This window comes from Nocardioides sp. NPDC004968 (assembly GCF_040608935.1).
GTDB lineage: Bacteria > Actinomycetota > Actinomycetes > Propionibacteriales > Nocardioidaceae > Nocardioides.
The window spans coordinates 159617-175450 of the sequence record NZ_JBEXJF010000009.1 but is presented as its reverse complement, the minus strand read 5'-3'; the positions used below and the strand labels follow the sequence as shown (position 1 = coordinate 175450).

Here is a 15834-nt window from a genome sequence, read left to right as displayed (position 1 = left end):
GTTGATAGGCCGGAGGTGTACAGCAGTGATGCCCAGCCGACCGGTACTAATAGGCCGAGGGCTTATCTTTCATAAACCCTCAACAAAAACAACAACCATCGAAGACTGCATCTTTGATGAGACTGTTCGCGTCCACACCAACTAGCAACAAATGCTAGAACTGAACAATGGCTTGGCCACCCCAAGCAGCTCTGCACGGCAGTGAAAGCGCCGGCAGATGAGTGCGGGGGTGAGTCGATAGAGTTACGGCGGCCATAGCGAAGGGGAAATACCCGGTCCCATCCCGAACCCGGAAGTCAAGCCCTTCAGCGCCGATGGTACTGCAACCGAGAGGCTGTGGGAGAGTAGGACGCCGCCGGACAAAATTTCAGGTAGAGGCCGCCCTTTTGGGCGGCCTCTACTGCTTTTACTGGCGAATTGATCTGCGGATCGTTCGAATTCGGCTGCGGGTACGCAGCAGTGAGGAAGGCAGCTATGGCTGACGAGCGCCGTAGCAACAGAGGCGGAAAGCCCGCCGGACGCCCCGGGCGTCCGAAGAGCTCAGGGTCGTCGTCCGCCGGCGGCCGTGGCGGCCGATCGGGTGACGGCAAGCCGAGCGCTGGTCGACCGAGTGGCGGTCGGCCGGGTGCTGGTCGGAGCAGCGATCGCCGTGATGGCGCCGCTGGCGGCGGAGGTCGCGGAGGCGACCAGCGTCGTGACGGTGGCCGCGGAGGCGACGAGCGTCGCGACGGCAAGCCATCGACCGGACGCAGCGGCCCCCGCGCCGGCGGCCGCCCTGACGGCCCGAAGCGCTCTGACGGCCCGAAGCGCGGTGGCAGCAGCGACCGCAAGGGTGGCTACTCCAAGGACCGTGGCGGCAAGCCCGGTGGCAAGCCGCAGCGTCGCTTCGACGAGCCGCGCGAGGAGCGTACGGCGGATCAGCGGATCTACGACGGTCCGGAGCTGCCGGAAGAGGTGACCGGCAAGGAGCTGGATCGTGCGATCTCGGCTCAGCTGCGAGGCCTCCCTGAAAAGCTGGCGGCACGGATCGCCCGCCACCTGGTCGCTGCCGACATGTTCATCGACTCCGACCCCGAGCTTGCCTACCAGCACGCGAAGGCGGCGAAGTCGCGTACGCAGCGGATCGCTGTGATTCGTGAGGCGCTGGGCGAGGCTGCGTACGCTGCCGGCCACTACTCCGAGGCGCTCGCCGAGCTGCGTGCGGCGAAGCGGATGAACGGCGCGACGGCGTACCTGCCGATCATGGCGGACTGCCACCGCGCGCTCGGTCAGCCCGAGCAGGCGATCAAGCTCGCACACAGCCCGTCGGTGGCGAACTTCGAGGCGCCGGCGAAGGCCGAGATGACGATCGTCGAGGCCGGTGCTCGTCGGGACATGGGTCAGTTCGACGCTGCCCTGCGGATCCTCGAGCAGTCGCCGCTCAACAACAAGGGCCGCGAGGCCTGGGTCGTGCGGTTGCGCTACGCGTACGCAGACACGCTCCAGGACGCCGGCCGGGACAAGGACGCGCTGACCTGGTTCCACCGCACCTACGCGATCGACTCCGAGGAGATCACCGACGCCGCGGCGCGGGCCGAGGTCCTCGAGAAGACGGTCGAGAGGGACTGAGGTCCGCCTCAAACGCGCAAATCAGTGGCGATCGGCAGCAATGCCGGTCGCCACTGGCCGTTTTGCTCCGATACTGGAGATCCTGGGCGCGGTAGGTAAGAATAGAAGTACAACTACATCCGTGTGATCACCGAAATGTTCCTTCACGCATGATCGAGCCCGCTGGGGAAGGCGTAGCTCGCGCCGCAACGAAGGAGATATTCGGTGACCACTCAGATCAAGGACCCGAGCGCCTCGCGTGGCATCGCACGAGGCGTAGTGTTCGTGCATTCGGCTCCCTCCGCGCTCTGCCCTCACATCGAATGGGCCGTCGCGGGGGTGCTAGGTGTGCCGGTGAACTTCGACTGGACGGCGCAGCCCGCCCAGGCCGGCACCTACCGAGCCGAGCTCTTCTGGTCCGGTGCGGTCGGCTCCGCAGCGGCGATCGCGTCGGCGCTGAAGGGGTGGACGCACCTGCGCTTCGAGGTCACCGAGGACGGCACGTCGACCTCTGAGGGTGCGCGCTACTCCTTCACCCCCGACCTCGGCGTCTTCCATGCCGTCACCGGGATGCACGGCGACATCATGATCCCGGAGGACCGGCTCAAGGCCGCGGTCGTCAAGGCGGCCCTCGGTGACACCACGCTCGAGCTCGAGGTCGACAAGCTCCTCGGCAAGCCGTGGGACGACGAGCTGGAGACGTTCCGTCACGCGGGGGAGGGTGCCCCCGTACGCTGGCTGCACCAGGTCGTCTGAGCGACCCCGTCGGCCGCAGAGCACGGCCGACGACGACTGAGGCCCCGGAGCGCGAGCTCCGGGGCCTCAGTCTGTGTCTGAACGGTGTCGGTCAGAGTGGGATGTTGCCATGAGCACCGCGGCGGACGCCGACGGTCTGGATCGCTTCCTCGAAGGCGGCCGCGATGGCGCCGCGGGTCGCCGACGGCTCGATGACTTCGTCCACGACACCGATCTCGACAGCCCTGTCGACACCGCCGGCGAGACGCTCGTGCTCGGCCGCGAGCTCCGCCTCGACCTGAGGACGGAGGTCGGGGGCGACCTCGGCGAGCTTGCGGCGGTGCAGGATGCGGATCGCGGCGACCGGGCCCATGACCGCGACCTCCGCGCCCGGCCAGGCGAAGACCTTGGTCGCACCGAGGGAACGCGCGTTCATGGCGATGTAGGCGCCACCGTAGGTCTTGCGGGTCACCAGGGTGACCCGGGGGACCACGCACTCCCCGAAGGCGTGCAGGAGCTTGGCGCCACGGCGTACGACGCCGTCCCACTCCTGGCCGACGCCCGGCAGGTAGCCGGGGACGTCGACGACGACGATCAGCGGGACGCCGAGGGCGTCACAGAGGCGTACGAACCGGGAGGCCTTCTCCGCGGAGAGGGAGTCGAGGCAGCCGCCGAGCCGCAAGGGGTTGTTGGCGACGACGCCGACGGTGCGGCCGCCGAAGCGACCGAGGGCGGTGACGATGTTGGGGGCCCAGCGGGCGTGCAGCTCCTGCGCGGTGCCCTCGTCGAGGATGTTCTCGACCAGCGGGTGCACGTCGTAGGCGCGCTTCTTCGACTCGGGCAGCTGCTCGGCGAGGTCCTTGTCCTCGACCGCGGCGACGTCGAGGCCACCCTGGGAGCCGAGGAGAGAGGCGACCGTGCGGGCCTTGTCGAGCGCCTCGCGCTCGGACTCGGTCAGGATGTGCACGACGCCGGAGCGGCGGCCGTGCGGCTCGGGACCACCGAGGCGGAGCATGTCGACGTCCTCACCGGTCACGGAGCGTACGACGTCGGGACCGGTCACGAAGATGCGGCCTTCGGGGCCGAGGATGACGACGTCGGTGAGGGCCGGACCGTAGGCGGCGCCGCCGGCTGCCGGGCCGAGGACGACCGAGATCTGCGGGATCTTGCCGCTGGCCTGCGTCATCGCGTGGAAGATGCGGCCGACCGCGTGGAGGGAGAGTACGCCCTCGGCCAGCCGGGCGCCGCCGGAGTGCCACAGGCCGATGATCGGGATGCCGTCGGTCATCGCGCGGTGGTAGGCGTCGACGACCACACGGCAGCCGAGGTCGCCCATCGCACCGCCCATGACGGTGGCGTCCGAGCAGAAGGCGACCGCCCGGGTGCCATTCAGCTCGCCGACGGCGGCCAGCATGCCGGAGTCGTCGTCGGGGGAGATGAGCTGGACGGTGCCCTCGTCGAAGAGCGCCCTGAGGCGGGTCAGCGGGTTCCGCGGGTCCTGGTCGCGAGGAAGCTTCTGCTGCTTTCTCGCGGGAGCAGGCGCCGTGATGGTCATCAGATGCTTCCGTAGACGACCGCTACGTTCGCGCCACCGAAACCGAAGGAGTTGTTGAGGGCCGCGATGTCGCCGACCGGCAGGTCGCGTGCCTTGGTGGCGATGTCGAGCTCGACCGCGGGGTCGAGGTTGTCGAGGTTGATCGTCGGCGGCGACTGGCGGTTGTGGATCGCCAGGACGGTCGCGACGGTCTCGAGGGCTCCGGCGCCACCGAGCAGGTGGCCGGTCATCGACTTGGTCGAGGTGACCACGACGTTCTCGACCTGCTTGCCGAGGGTGGCGTGGAGCATCAAGCCCTCGGCGATGTCGCCCTGAGGGGTCGAGGTCGCGTGGGCGTTGACGTGGACGATGGTGTTCGGGTCGATGTCGCCGTCCTCGAGCGCGCGCTTGATGGCGCGGCTGCCGCCACGACCCTGGGGGTCGGGCTGGGCGATGTCGTGGGCGTCGGCGGTCACGCCGGCGCCGAGGACCTCGGCGTAGATCCGGGCGCCGCGGGCCTGGGCGTGCTCGAGCGTCTCGAGCACGACGATGCCGGCGCCCTCACCGAGTACGAAGCCGTCGCGGCCGGTGTCCCAGGGGCGGCTGACCGCGGTCGGGTCGCCACCATCGGGACCGGAGGCGGTCTTGGACAGGGCCATCATGTTGGCGAACGCGGCCATCGGCAGCGGGTGGATCGCTGCCTCGGTGCCACCGGCGAGGACGACGTCGGCGCGGCCCAGACGAATCTGGTCGGCGGCCAGGGCGATCGCCTCGGAGCCGGAGGCACAGGCAGAGATCGGGGTCTGAGCCGCGGCGCGGGCGCCGTAGATCAACGAGATGTTGGCTGCCGAGGCGTTGGCCATCAGCATCGGGACGGCAAGCGGGCTGACCCGGCGCGGCCCCTTGGCCAGAAGCGTGTCGTAGTTGTCGAGCAGGGTGGTGACGCCGCCGATGCCGGTGGCGACAGCGACACCGAGGCGCTCGCCATCGAGGCCGGCCTCGGTGGCCGTGCCCTCGAAGCCGGCGTCCTTCCAGGCCTCGGCCGCGGCGACCACGGCGAACTGCGCGGAACGGTCCAGGCGCCGGGCCTTGACCCTCTCCAGGACCTCGGACGGCTCGACGGCGACACGGCCGGCGATGCGTACGGGAAGGTCCTGGGCCCACTCCTCGGTGAGCTCGCGGATGCCGGAGCGGCCGGCGATCAAGGCATCCCAGGTGGTGGCTACATCTCCGCCTACCGGGTTGGTGGTGCCCAGTCCGGTGACGACGACTCGGGTGCGGCTGCTCATGTGGTCTCCGTGTGAGGTGTTGGCGCGTTGGGTCAGGTGAAGCAGATCCGGCGGCTCGGCCTGGGAGGGTTGGCCGAGCCGCCGGGGCGCGTCAGGCGTTCGCGGAAGCCTTCTCGATGAAGCTCACCGCGTCGCCAACGGTCTTGAGGTTCTTGACCTGCTCGTCGGGGATGGAAACGCCGAACTTCTCCTCGGCAGCGACGACGACCTCGACCATGGACAGCGAGTCGACGTCGAGGTCATCGACGAACGACTTGTCGAGCTGAACGTCGGCGACATCGATGCCGGCGACCTCGTTGACGATCTCGGCGAGGTCGGAGCGGATCTCTTCGGTGGTGGCCATATGTGGTGCTTCCTCTCGGATTTTTGTGTGGTGAAACTCTGGGGTGGTGCGAGACTACGGAACGACGACGACCTGGGCTGCGTAGACCAGTCCGGCGCCGAACGCGATGAGCAGGGCGGTGTCGCCCGACTCAGCCTGACCCTCCTCGATCATCCGCTCAAGGGCAAGCGGGACCGAGGCGGCCGACGTGTTGCCCATGGTGGCGATGTCGCGGGCGATCTTGACCGACTCCGGAAGCTTCATGGAGCGGGCCAGGGCGTCGACGATGCGCATGTTGGCCTGGTGCGGGACGAAGCAGTCGAGCTCGTCGGCGGTGATGCCGGCCTTCTCGAGCGCCTCTTGACCGACCTTGGCCATCGCGAAGGAGGCCCAGCGGAAGACAGCGTTGCCCTCCATCGTCAGCCAGGGAGTCTCCTTGGCTTCGTTCGCCTCGAACCAGTCGGGGGTCTGGATGTGGTTGGCCTTGTCGCCCGAGGAACCCCACACGACCGGGCCGATCCCGGGCTCATCGCTCGGGCCGACGACCGCGGCGCCCGCGCCGTCGGCGAAGATGAAGGCGGTCCCACGATCGTGCGGGTTCGTGATGTCGGAGAGGCGCTCGACACCGATGACGAGTACGTTGCGGGCGCTGCCGCCGCGGATGAAGTCGCTCGCCATCGCGATGCCGTGACAGAAGCCGGCACAGGCCGCCGAGATGTCGAAGGCGGCCGGGTGTTCGGCACCGAGCTCGTCGGCGACCAGCGCGGCGACTGCGGGCGTCTGGCGCATGTGGCTGACGGTGGCGACGATGACGCAGTCGATCTGATCGATGCCGATCTTGGCGTGCTCGAGCGCCTTGCGGGACGCGGCGACCGACATCATCTGTACGGTCTCCTCCTCGCCCGCCCAGCGACGCTCGGTGATGCCGGAACGGGTGCGGATCCACTCGTCGGAGGAGTCGATCAGATCGACGATCTCGCTGTTGGGAACCACCCGGGTGGGGCGATAGCCGCCTACGCCGAGGATGCGGGCGTGCGGGGAACCTGTCGGGGCTGAGATCACGAGTGCTGGACTCCTGTCGGGTGCAGACGCAGCAGCGGCTGACCGGGGGAAACGAGGTCGCCGTCCTCGACGAGCCACTCTATGACCTCGCCGCCGTGGGCGGACGTGATCGCGATCGTGTCGCGGAGGCTGGCGATGGCGCCGATCTCGGCGCCGGCCGGAATCACGTCGACCCCGGACACGGTCTTGGAGAGCTTGAAGGTGCCCTTGGACGGGGAGACGACCATGCGCCAAGTCGGCGTGGTCTCGATCGGGTTGGCCTCGCCGTGCTTCTCGACGAACGCGCGGGCGTCCTCGAGTTGGTCGGGAGTCTTCAGGGCGAAGGTCTCGACACCCTTGAGGGCGCGCTTGGCGATCCCGGTCAGGGTGCCGGCCGGCGGCATCTCCAAGATGCCGGTCACGCCGATGTCGGACATGGTCTCGAGGCAGAGGTCCCAGCGCACCGGGTTGGCGATCTGGCCGACGATCCGGTCCAGCGCCTTGGCGCCGTCGTGGACGATCTGGCCGTCCTTGTTGCTGATCAGGCGCGTACGCGGGTCGTGGGTCGAGACGCTCTGGGCCAGCCGCGCGAGGTGGCCGACGGCGGGCTCCATGTGCTTGGTGTGGAAGGCGCCGGCGACACTGAGCGGCATCAGCCGGGCCTTGGCGGGCGGATCGGCGGCGAAGGCCTCGAGCTGCTCGAGGGTGCCCGCGGCGACGATCTGGCCGGGGCCGTTGTCGTTGGCGGGGGTGAGGCCGTGCTTCTCGATCGCGGCCAGCACCTCTTCGCGGACGCCGCCGAGGACCGCGGTCATGCCGGTCGGCGTCTTCGCGGCGGCCTCGGCCATGGCCTTGCCTCGCTCGCGGACGAGCACCATCGCCTGCTCGGCGCTGATCGCGCGTGCGCCCGCGGCGGCGGTGATCTCACCGACGCTGTGGCCGGCGACGGCCCCGATCTTGCCGAAGGCGTCCGCGGGCTGCGGGAAGAGCTCGAGTGCCGCGACCAGGCCGGTGGCGACCAGCAGCGGCTGGGCGATCTCGGTGGCGCGGATGGTCTCTGCGTCGGCATTGGTGCCGTAGTCGATCAGGTCGATGCCTGCGACGGTTGAGAGCCACTCCATACGAGCGGCGAAAGCGGGGTCCTCCAGCCACGGGGTGAGGAATCCTGGTGTCTGAGCACCTTGTCCTGGGGCGACAATGACGAGCACGCAACGATAGTCCCGTCTGGAGGGGGGTCGGTTCACCTTCAGCGGCAACGAATATCTATCACGCAATCTTGTAGGGGTTCTACAACTTGCGTCGCTGCCAGACTCAGTGGTCCTGTTGCCGGCCGAGAATCAGGGCAACCTGGAGGGCGAGAGCGTCGCGGGAGTCGGTCGGGAGGAACCCGGTGAGCTCCGCGACCTGCTTGAGCCGGTAGCGCACGGTGTTGGGGTGCACGAAGAGCGTGCGCCCGGTGGCCTCGAGGCCGCCTCCGGCGGCGAAGTACGCCGCCAGCGTCTCGATCAGGGTGCTGCGGGCCTCCACCAGCGGCCGATAGAGATTCTCGATCAGGTAGCGGTGGGCCCACGCGTCGCCGGCCAGGGCACGCTCGGGCAGGAACGACTGGCTGCGTGCCGGGCGAGGCGCGTCGGGCCAGCCGGGCGCGGCTCGGTAGGCGGAGAGCGCGGCCCGGGCGGACTCGGCTGCGGTGGCGAGCCCTGCCGCCATCGGTCCGACCACGACGGGCCCGTCGGCGAAGAGGTCGGCGATGCGCTCGGCGGCCTCCAGCGGGTCCTCGATGCCGCCGAGCAGAGCGACGAGGCGGTCACCCTGGACCGCGCACAGGGTGTGCAGGTCGTGGGCGCGGGCGCGGCGGCGTACCTCCTCCATGGCGGCGTCGAGACGGACGCCGTCGGGGGCGTGGCCCAGCACCGCGCACAGCGGCAGGTCGGCGTCCCATCCGAGCGCACTGGCCCGGGAGAGGACGACCTCGTCGGTCTCGGCACGCAGGACCGCGTCGACCACGAGCGCCTCGAGCCGGGCGTCCCAGGCGCCGCGCTGCTCGGCGGCGCGTGCGTAGACCTCGGCGGTGGCGAAGGCGACCTCGCGGGCATAGCGGCCGATCGCCTCGTGGACGTCGGCGGCGTCCTCGGGCCCGAGGAGGTGGTCGATGTTGGCCTCGACCACCTCGATGGAGAGGCGGACGAGGTCCACGGTCTGCTGGAGCGTGATGATGCCGGTCAGCGCACGGGGCGCGACGCCGAACATCGACGCTGCCAGGTCGGGCTTGGCGGTGTCGGCGGAGGCACCACCGCCATACCAGCCCACGAACTCTTTGATGCCCGCCTGCACGATCAGGCCGACGAGCGAGCGGTTCTTCGCGGAGAGGTCCTTGAACCACGGCATCGCGTCGTCCATACGCGACGTGGCGGCCGTCGCCAGCCGGCCGGTCGCGCGCCGCAGCGCCGTTGCCGTCCGCCGACGCGTATCGAGGGTCGCCTGATTGGTCACACTGCTGATCCTTCCACCTGGAGATGCGGCTGGGGGCCCGGAACAGTCGCTCCGAGCCCCCGACCTGACGGACTGACGCTCAGGCGTCTCCGCCCTCCTGCATGATGCCCTTCGTCGACGTAGGGTCGTCGATCCGGTAGGTGTCGAAGGCCTTCTTCACCAACGCGGCGTCGATCTCGCCGGCCTCGGCCAGCGCCTGGAGGGCCTGGACGACGACGGACTGGGCGTCGATCTGGAAGAAGCGACGCGCGGCCGGGCGGGTGTCGGCGAAGCCGAACCCGTCGGCACCGAGGACGCGGTAGTCGTCTGGCACCCAGCGGGCGATCTGCAGCGGGACGGCCCGCATGTAGTCGGAGACCGCGACGACGGGGCCGTTGGACGCCGAGAGCTTCTCGGTCACGTACGGCGTGCGCGGGGTCTCACCGGGGTGGTTGAGGCTCCACTGCTCGGCCTCGATGGCGTCGCGAGCGAGCTCGTTCCACGAGGTGACCGACCAGGTGTCGGCCTTGACGCCCCAGTCCTCCTCGAGGATGCGGGCAGCCTCCTCGACCCACGGGAACCCGACGCCGGAGGCCAGCAGGCGGACCTTCGGGCCCTCGCCTTCGGCGGTCGAGACCTGGTGGATGCCCTTCAGGATGCCCTCGAGGTCGACGTTCTCGGGCTCCTTGGGCTGGCTGACCGGCTCGTTGTAGACCGTCAGGTAGAAGATGACGTTCTCGCCGTGCGGGTGCTCCTCGGAGGTGCCGTACATCCGCTCGAGGCCGCTCTGCATGATGTGCGAGACCTCGTAGGCGAACGCGGGGTCGTAGTGCACGACCGCCGGGTTCGTCGCCGCCAGCAGCGGCGAGTGACCGTCGGCGTGCTGGAGGCCCTCACCGGTCAGCGTGGTGCGACCGGCGGTGGCGCCGACCAGGAAGCCGCGGCCCATCATGTCGGCCATCGCCCAGATCGAGTCACCGGTGCGCTGGAACCCGAACATCGAGTAGAAGATGTAGAACGGGATCATCGGCTCGCCGTGGGTGGCGTACGCCGTGCCGGCAGCGGTCGCCGAGGCCATCGCCCCCGCCTCCGAGATGCCCTCGTGCAGCATCTGGCCCTGCGCGGACTCCTTGTAGGAGAGCAACAACTTCCGGTCGACACTCTCGTACTGCTGACCACCCGGGTTGTAGACCTTCGCGCTCGGGAACATCGCGTCCATGCCGAAGGTGCGGTACTCGTCCGGCGCGATCGGCACGATGCGCTTGCCGATCTCCGGGTCACGCATCCAGTCCTTGAGGAGTCGGACGGTGGCCATGGTGGAGGCGATCTTGTTCTTGCCGGAGCCCTGCTTGAGCTCGGCGTAGACCTTCTCGCCCGGCAGGGTGAGCGGCTTGAACTCGACCCGGCGCTGGGGGAGCGGGCCGCCGAGCTGCTTGCGGCGCTCCATCATGTATTCGATCTCGGCCGACTCGGGACCCGGGTTGAAGAACGGCGCCGCGCCGGTCTGCTCGTAGGTCGCCTCGAGCTCCTTGTCGGAGATCGGCAGGAGCAGACGGTCGCGGAACTTCTTCAAGTCCGCCATGGTCAGCTTCTTCATCTGGTGGGTGGCGTTCTTGCCCTCCAGAGCGTCGATCGTCCAGCCCTTGATGGTGTGGGCCAGGATGACGGTCGGCTGCCCGACGGTCTTGGTGGCCGCGTCGAAGGCGGCGTAGACCTTGCGGTAGTCGTGGCCGCCGCGGGGGAGCTTGCGGATCTGCTCGTCGCTCATCTGCTCGACCATCTTGCGCAGGCGCGGGTCGGAGCCGAAGAAGTTCTCCCGGACGTAGGCACCGGTCTCGACCGAGTAGGTCTGGAACTGGCCGTCGGGGGTGGAGTTCATCTTGTTGACCAGGGTGCCGTCGACGTCCTTGGCGAGCAGCTGGTCCCACTCGCGGCCCCAGATGACCTTGATGACGTTCCAGCCGGCGCCGCGGAAGTTGGACTCCAGCTCCTGGATGACCTTGCCGTTGCCGGTCACCGGGCCGTCGAGCTGCTGCAGGTTGCAGTTGATCACCCAGACCAGGTTGTCGAGCTCCTCGCGGGCGGCGACCCGGATGGCGCCGAGCGATTCGGGCTCACCCATCTCGCCGTCGCCGAGGAAGGCCCACACGCGCTGGTCAGAGGTGTCCTTGACGCCGCGGTTCTGCAGGTAGCGGTTGAACCGCGCCTGGTAGATCGAGTTGATCCCGGTCAGGCCCATCGAGACCGTCGGGAACTCCCAGAAGTCGGGCATCAGACGCGGGTGCGGGTAGGACGAGATGCCCTGGCCGACGCCGTGCTGCACCTCCTGCCTGAAGCGGAAGAGCTGCTCCTCGTTGAGCCGGCCCTCGAGGAACGCACGCGCGTAGATGCCGGGGGAGGCGTGGCCCTGGATGAAGACCTGGTCGCCGCCACCGGGGTGGTCCTTGCCGCGGAAGAAGTGGTTGAAGCCGACCTCGTAGAGGCTCGCGGAGGACTGGTAGGTGGCGATGTGGCCGCCCACCTCCAGGCCCTTGCGGTTGGCGGAGGAGACCATGACGGCGGCGTTCCAGCGGATGAAGGCCCGGATGCGTCGCTCGATGTCCTCATCGCCCGGGAACCACGGCTCTCGGTCGGAGGGGATGGTGTTGATGTAGTCGGTGCTGCGCAGTGCGGGGACCCCGACGGACTTCTCTCGGGCTCGCTCCAGCAGACGCAGCATCATGTAGCGGGCTCGCTCGCGTCCGCTCGACTCGAGCATCGCGTCGAACGAGCCGAGCCACTCACTGGTCTCTTCGGGATCGATGTCCGGAAGCTGGGTCGGTAGACCCTCGTGGATTACGGTCGGCTGGGCGGGGGTCGGGCCCTGCGGACCACCAGTCGTCTCGGTGGATTCTTCGGTCACATCCTCAATGGTCGCACGCGGTCGAGAGCGGTCACCCACCCGCGGTGGGTTACTGGACAGTAGGCGATTTCTGCTGGTCAACCCCGGAAAATTCGTTCGTACGCCGAGTTGCTAATCTGCCGCCGTGACTAGCCTGGATCGTGACAATGCCGCTGCTGACGTCTTGGTGGTAGGTGAGGCACTGGTCGACGTGGTCACGACGGCCGATGGCGTGACCCGGGACCACCCCGGCGGGAGCGGCGCCAACGTCGCGGTCGCGCTGGGCCGGCTCGGCCGTCCGGTCCGCTACGTGGCCTCCTACGCCGACGACGCCCGTGGGCAGGCGCTGGCCGCCCACCTGGCCGACTCCGGGGTCCGGATGGCGTGCGACCCGCACGTGCTGACCCGCACCTCGACCGCGCAGGCCACCATCACGGCGGACGGGTCAGCGACGTACGTCTTCGACCTGGAGTGGAAGCTCGGCGAGATCGCGGTGGGGACGCCGCGGTTCGTCCACGTCGGCTCGCTCGCGCCGGTGCTGTCGCCGGGCGCCGAGACGGTCTTCGCGCTGCTCGACGGGCTCCCCGACTCCGTCCGGGTCCTCTACGACATCAACATGCGCCCCACGCTGACCGGAACCGGCCAAGAGGTCGTCTCGCGGATCGAGCGGGCGGCGGCGTACGCCGATGTGGTCAAGGCGAGCGACGAGGACCTGGAGACGCTCTACCCCGGGGTCGGGCTCGACAAGGCGGCCGCGCGGCTGCTCGAGCTCGGTGCCGGTGCGGTCGCGGTGACCCGCGGCGGCGACGGCGCCAGCTGGATCACCGCATCCGAGCGGATCGACGTCGCGGCCGAGAAGGTGACCGTCGTGGACACCATCGGCGCCGGCGACACCTTCTCCGCGGGCCTGGTCGACGCGCTCTGGGACGACTTCGAGCGCGACCGTCGCGAGGTGCTCGCCCACGGCGTCCGGGCGGCGGCGGTCACCGTCTCGCGCGCCGGTGCCAACCCGCCGACCAGGGCCGAGCTCGACGGTTAAGCCGCGAGCCGCTCGGCGAGCGTACGTCCCAGCCAGGCCGCGGAGCGGATGGCGCTGCCGCAGTTGGCGACGAGGACGCCTGGGCTGGGCTCGTCGACCACCAGCGTCTTCTGTGCGGTGTCGACGCCCCAGAGGATGTCGTCGACGCGGGCATCGCGGAGCCAGGGGAGCGTCGTGGCGAGCCCGCTGTCGAGGATCTGCTTCCAGTGGTCGACGGGGCCGGAGGTGTCCTCGTCCTCGACGATGTCCTCCTGCCCGACGACGACGCGCAGCTGGCCGTCGATGAGCTTCACGAAGACGTAGCCGAAGCCGTCGCCGATCGGCACGATCGTGTGGGGCAGCTGCTCCCGTTCGGGGGGAACCGGGAGGTCGAGCACGAACAGCTGGCGCTTCTCGGCCTCCGCGCTGACCTGCGGGAACATAGAGGCATTCGCCGCGCCCATCGCGCCCAGGACCCGGCGGGCGCGGATCGCGCCGCGCGAGGTCTCGACCACATGACCGCTGCCGTCAGGGCGTACGCCGGTGACGAGCGCGTCGACGAACGTCGCTCCAGCTTCCTGCGCCTGGTCGCGCAGGAGCCCGACGAGCCCGGTCGCGGAGACGTTGAGCGCGGGGATGTGCTCTCCGGTGTGCAGCAGGTGGTAGGTGTTCTCGATCATGTCCAGCTCCGCGCCGGCCGCGGCTCCACGGATGAACTGCTCGGTCTGGGTCGTCATCTCACGCTTCACCGGATCGGGCCACGTCCACCGGATGCTGCCGCCCGCATAGCGGTAGGTCGCGACATGGGCGGGGTCGTCGGCGGGGTCGTGGTCGATGAGGACCACGCGCAGGTCGGATCGGGCCAGGAAGGTGGCTGTCGCAGCGCCGATCGGGCCTGCTCCACAGATCGCCACGTCGGCCTCTGCGGGCTGAGTCATGAGTTGGTCAGCGGTCAGGTCGGCGGGGAGATCAGTCAACGAAGTCCTTCCGGGAGGTACATCAGGCCTGTGCGCGAATATTCGTCCAGAAGGCTATCGGCTGGGGTGCGCCCCGCGCTCAGCAACTGGTCCAGACAGTCGAGGTGGCCGGCCTCCGGCATGCCGGCGAGCGCTCGGCGTGCGGCCGCGAGCACGTCGCGCGCACCGGCGGCGATCTCCGGGTCGGCGAACGCGTCGGTCGCGGAGCGTTGGTGCAGGTCACGGCTGGGTTTGTCGGCAAGTCCAGGCAGGTCGCCGGCGAGGCAGACGCCGAGCGTCAGCGCCGCGCCGGCAAGTAGAAGGTCGCGGGAGAGGAAGGCGTCGTAGGCCTTGAACTCGATGCGTCCCTCCTCGCGCGGGATCCGCGGCGGGTGGACCATGGTGGGCTCCGCGCCGGCGGGCGGTTTGACGAAGCAGCGCGCCGCGACGCGCCGCCAGGTGCGCTCGTAGGTGCGCTTGCTGGGGCCCCGCCACGCCCGCCCGGCGTGGAAGGGCGAGCTGAAGCTGAACGGCACCATGAAGGGGCTGTAGTAGGTCAGCCGACGGGTCACCTCGACGACCTGTTCCGCGGAGAGCCCGGGAAAGGAGAGGTTGATGTCGGGGCCGTAGCTCAGGTTGGAGACCTCGGCGTGGTCGTACTCACGATGCTCGGCCCGCATCTTCTGCTCCCACTCGTTGAGCGGCGGGTCGAGGACGTACGCCTCGCGGATCGGGTTGAAGCCGACGATGCCCAGGTGCAGGCCGATGGGAGCGAGGCGCTTGGAGATGTCGTCCTGCAGATCGATCAGCCGGCCGGCGGCCTCGGTGGTGCTCGAGCAGACCGGGGTGCGGATCTCCACCCCCTTGACCAGCATCGACGTGAAGGTGCCGTCGGCGTCGAACCGCTCGTCGCCCTCGAGGTACCAGTAGCCGCTCTTGATCCCCAGGTCACCGCGGACGAGGTCCTCGTCGGTGGTGCCGGAGCCGTCGGCAAGGGCGCGTTGGAGGGTGTCGAAGTCGAGATCCACGAAGTCATGGAAGGTGCCCATGTCGCGAAACGTGCCCGCGCCTACGTCGGGTGACTCCGTCACCAGGGCATACTCGAACTCGAACCCGGCGGAGTAGAGCACGGCGCAACTCTAGGGTAGTGCGCGGGCCGGCATCCGCATTTCTCGGAAATTAGGTTAGGCTCCCCTCATGTTTCGCGCGGTGAAGCCGGAGTCAAAGCCGGAGACGAGGGTCGTGGTCACCTCGACCCGGCGTCTCAGTGCTGGGATGACCCGCGTCCACTTCCGCGCCGAGGACCTCTCCGCGTTCGAGGGCAGCGTGTGCACCGACCGGTTCGTGCGTCTGGAGATCCCGGTCATCGACGGCTCGACCGTCTGCCGCACCTACACGGCGCTGGACCCCTCGGTCGCCGAGGGCACCCTGGCCATCGACTTCGTGCACCACGGCGACGAGGGCGTCGCCGGCCGGTGGGCGGCGACTGCCGGCCCCGGTGACGTGCTCGCCGTGCGCGGGCCGGGCGGGACGTACGCTCCGGACCCGGCCGCCGACTGGCACCTGCTCGTCGGTGACGAGTCCGGTCTGCCCGCGATCCGGGCGGCGCTGGCGGCGCTGCCGGCCGACGCGGTCGGCTACGCGGTGATCGAGGTGCCCTCCGCGTCGCATCTCCAGCAGGTCGAGGCGCCGGCCGGGGTCGAGGTGCGCTGGCTGGACGCCACCGTCGACCCGCCCCTGGATGCCGTCGTCCGCGAGCTGCCCTGGCTGCTCGGCCGGGTGCACGCCTTCGTGCACGGCGAGGCCGAGGTCACGATGCAGCGGATCCGTCCCTACCTGCTGCGCGATCGTGGGGTGCCACGTGGCGACCTGTCGACCTCCGGCTACTGGCGACGCGGGAACAGCGAGGACAGCTTCCGTACGTGGAAGCGCAGCCAGGCTGCCGACCGCCAGGTGGCCTACGCCGGCCGGGCGCTGCGGTAGCCTGCGGACCATGACG

General features: G+C 69.3%; 13 protein-coding genes and 1 rRNA gene. 5 read left to right on the top strand and 9 right to left on the bottom strand.

The features are described from left to right. Nucleotides 1–244 precede the first annotated feature (244 nt). From rrf to ABZU72_RS12525, 3 genes are all read left to right on the top strand, one after another. Nucleotides 245–361, top strand: a 5S ribosomal RNA gene (gene rrf, locus ABZU72_RS12535). Nucleotides 362–474: 113 nt separating this feature from the next. Then, on the top strand, nucleotides 475–1608 hold the full coding sequence (locus ABZU72_RS12530; protein WP_355019176.1) for a tetratricopeptide repeat protein: 1134 nt from the start codon (nucleotides 475–477) through the stop codon (nucleotides 1606–1608). 243 nt (nucleotides 1609–1851) lie between these two features. After that, entirely contained in the window at nucleotides 1852–2343 is a 492-nt protein-coding gene (locus tag ABZU72_RS12525) for a DUF3145 domain-containing protein (protein WP_355019179.1), read from the top strand. Nucleotides 2344–2434: 91 nt separating this feature from the next. Here the strand turns inward: ABZU72_RS12525 and ABZU72_RS12520 are convergent, their stop codons facing one another. The 7 genes from ABZU72_RS12520 to aceE all read right to left on the bottom strand — a co-directional run bounded on the left by ABZU72_RS12520 (nucleotide 2435) and on the right by aceE (nucleotide 11882). Next, the gene (locus tag ABZU72_RS12520; protein ID WP_355019175.1) at nucleotides 2435–3877 is read right to left on the bottom strand and encodes a carboxyl transferase domain-containing protein; all 1443 of its coding nucleotides are present in this window, start codon (nucleotides 3875–3877) and stop codon (nucleotides 2435–2437) included. Then, a complete protein-coding gene (locus ABZU72_RS12515) occupies nucleotides 3877–5145 on the bottom strand; it encodes a beta-ketoacyl-ACP synthase II (protein WP_355019174.1) in 1269 nt (422 codons plus the stop codon). Before ABZU72_RS12515 ends, ABZU72_RS12520 begins: the two co-directional genes overlap by 1 nt. 91 nt (nucleotides 5146–5236) lie before the next feature. Continuing rightward, a complete protein-coding gene (locus ABZU72_RS12510) occupies nucleotides 5237–5488 on the bottom strand; it encodes an acyl carrier protein (protein WP_091051955.1) in 252 nt (83 codons plus the stop codon). Nucleotides 5489–5542: 54 nt separating this feature from the next. Continuing rightward, a complete protein-coding gene (locus tag ABZU72_RS12505) occupies nucleotides 5543–6529 on the bottom strand; it encodes a beta-ketoacyl-ACP synthase III (protein WP_355019173.1) in 987 nt (328 codons plus the stop codon). Continuing rightward, on the bottom strand, nucleotides 6526–7716 hold the full coding sequence (locus tag ABZU72_RS12500) for an acyltransferase domain-containing protein (protein ID WP_355019172.1): 1191 nt from the start codon (nucleotides 7714–7716) through the stop codon (nucleotides 6526–6528). The genes ABZU72_RS12505 and ABZU72_RS12500 overlap by 4 nt, the downstream gene beginning before the upstream one ends. A gap of 103 nt (nucleotides 7717–7819) precedes the next feature. Further along, nucleotides 7820–9001 (bottom strand): helix-turn-helix domain-containing protein, encoded by a 1182-nt coding sequence (locus tag ABZU72_RS12495; protein ID WP_355019171.1) that lies wholly within the window; start codon nucleotides 8999–9001, stop codon nucleotides 7820–7822. Nucleotides 9002–9080: 79 nt separating this feature from the next. After that, entirely contained in the window at nucleotides 9081–11882 is a 2802-nt protein-coding gene (aceE, locus tag ABZU72_RS12490; RefSeq protein ID WP_355019170.1) for a pyruvate dehydrogenase (acetyl-transferring), homodimeric type, read from the bottom strand. A gap of 124 nt (nucleotides 11883–12006) precedes the next feature. Between aceE and ABZU72_RS12485 the strand changes: the two genes are divergently transcribed. After that, nucleotides 12007–12900: a carbohydrate kinase gene (locus tag ABZU72_RS12485; RefSeq protein WP_355019169.1), complete on the top strand. Its 894-nt coding sequence runs from the start codon at nucleotides 12007–12009 to the stop codon at nucleotides 12898–12900. Here ABZU72_RS12485 and ABZU72_RS12480 read toward each other — a convergent pair. After that, nucleotides 12897–13856 carry an FAD-dependent oxidoreductase gene (locus tag ABZU72_RS12480; RefSeq protein WP_355019168.1) on the bottom strand — a complete coding sequence of 320 codons (960 nt, stop codon included), beginning with the start codon at nucleotides 13854–13856 and terminating at the stop codon, nucleotides 12897–12899. The genes ABZU72_RS12485 and ABZU72_RS12480 overlap by 4 nt on opposite strands. Next, the gene (locus ABZU72_RS12475) at nucleotides 13853–14965 is read right to left on the bottom strand and encodes a glutamate-cysteine ligase family protein (protein WP_355019167.1); all 1113 of its coding nucleotides are present in this window, start codon (nucleotides 14963–14965) and stop codon (nucleotides 13853–13855) included. Before ABZU72_RS12475 ends, ABZU72_RS12480 begins: the two co-directional genes overlap by 4 nt. 67 nt (nucleotides 14966–15032) lie before the next feature. Here ABZU72_RS12475 and ABZU72_RS12470 point away from each other — a divergent pair, with 67 nt between their 5' ends. Beyond that, nucleotides 15033–15818: a siderophore-interacting protein gene (locus tag ABZU72_RS12470; protein WP_355019166.1), complete on the top strand. Its 786-nt coding sequence runs from the start codon at nucleotides 15033–15035 to the stop codon at nucleotides 15816–15818. Nucleotides 15819–15834 lie beyond the last annotated feature (16 nt).

Bases quoted from the DNA above. Each gene is read 5' to 3' on its own strand.
- ABZU72_RS12515 (WP_355019174.1), bottom strand. From the start codon at position 5,145: ATGAGCAGCCGCACCCGAGTCGTCGTCACCGGACTGGGCACCACCAAC.
- ABZU72_RS12530 (WP_355019176.1), top strand. From the start codon at position 475: ATGGCTGACGAGCGCCGTAGCAACAGAGGCGGAAAGCCCGCCGGACGC.
- ABZU72_RS12510 (WP_091051955.1), bottom strand. From the start codon at position 5,488: ATGGCCACCACCGAAGAGATCCGCTCCGACCTCGCCGAGATCGTCAAC.
- ABZU72_RS12520 (WP_355019175.1), bottom strand. From the start codon at position 3,877: ATGACCATCACGGCGCCTGCTCCCGCGAGAAAGCAGCAGAAGCTTCCT.
- ABZU72_RS12470 (WP_355019166.1), top strand. From the start codon at position 15,033: ATGTTTCGCGCGGTGAAGCCGGAGTCAAAGCCGGAGACGAGGGTCGTG.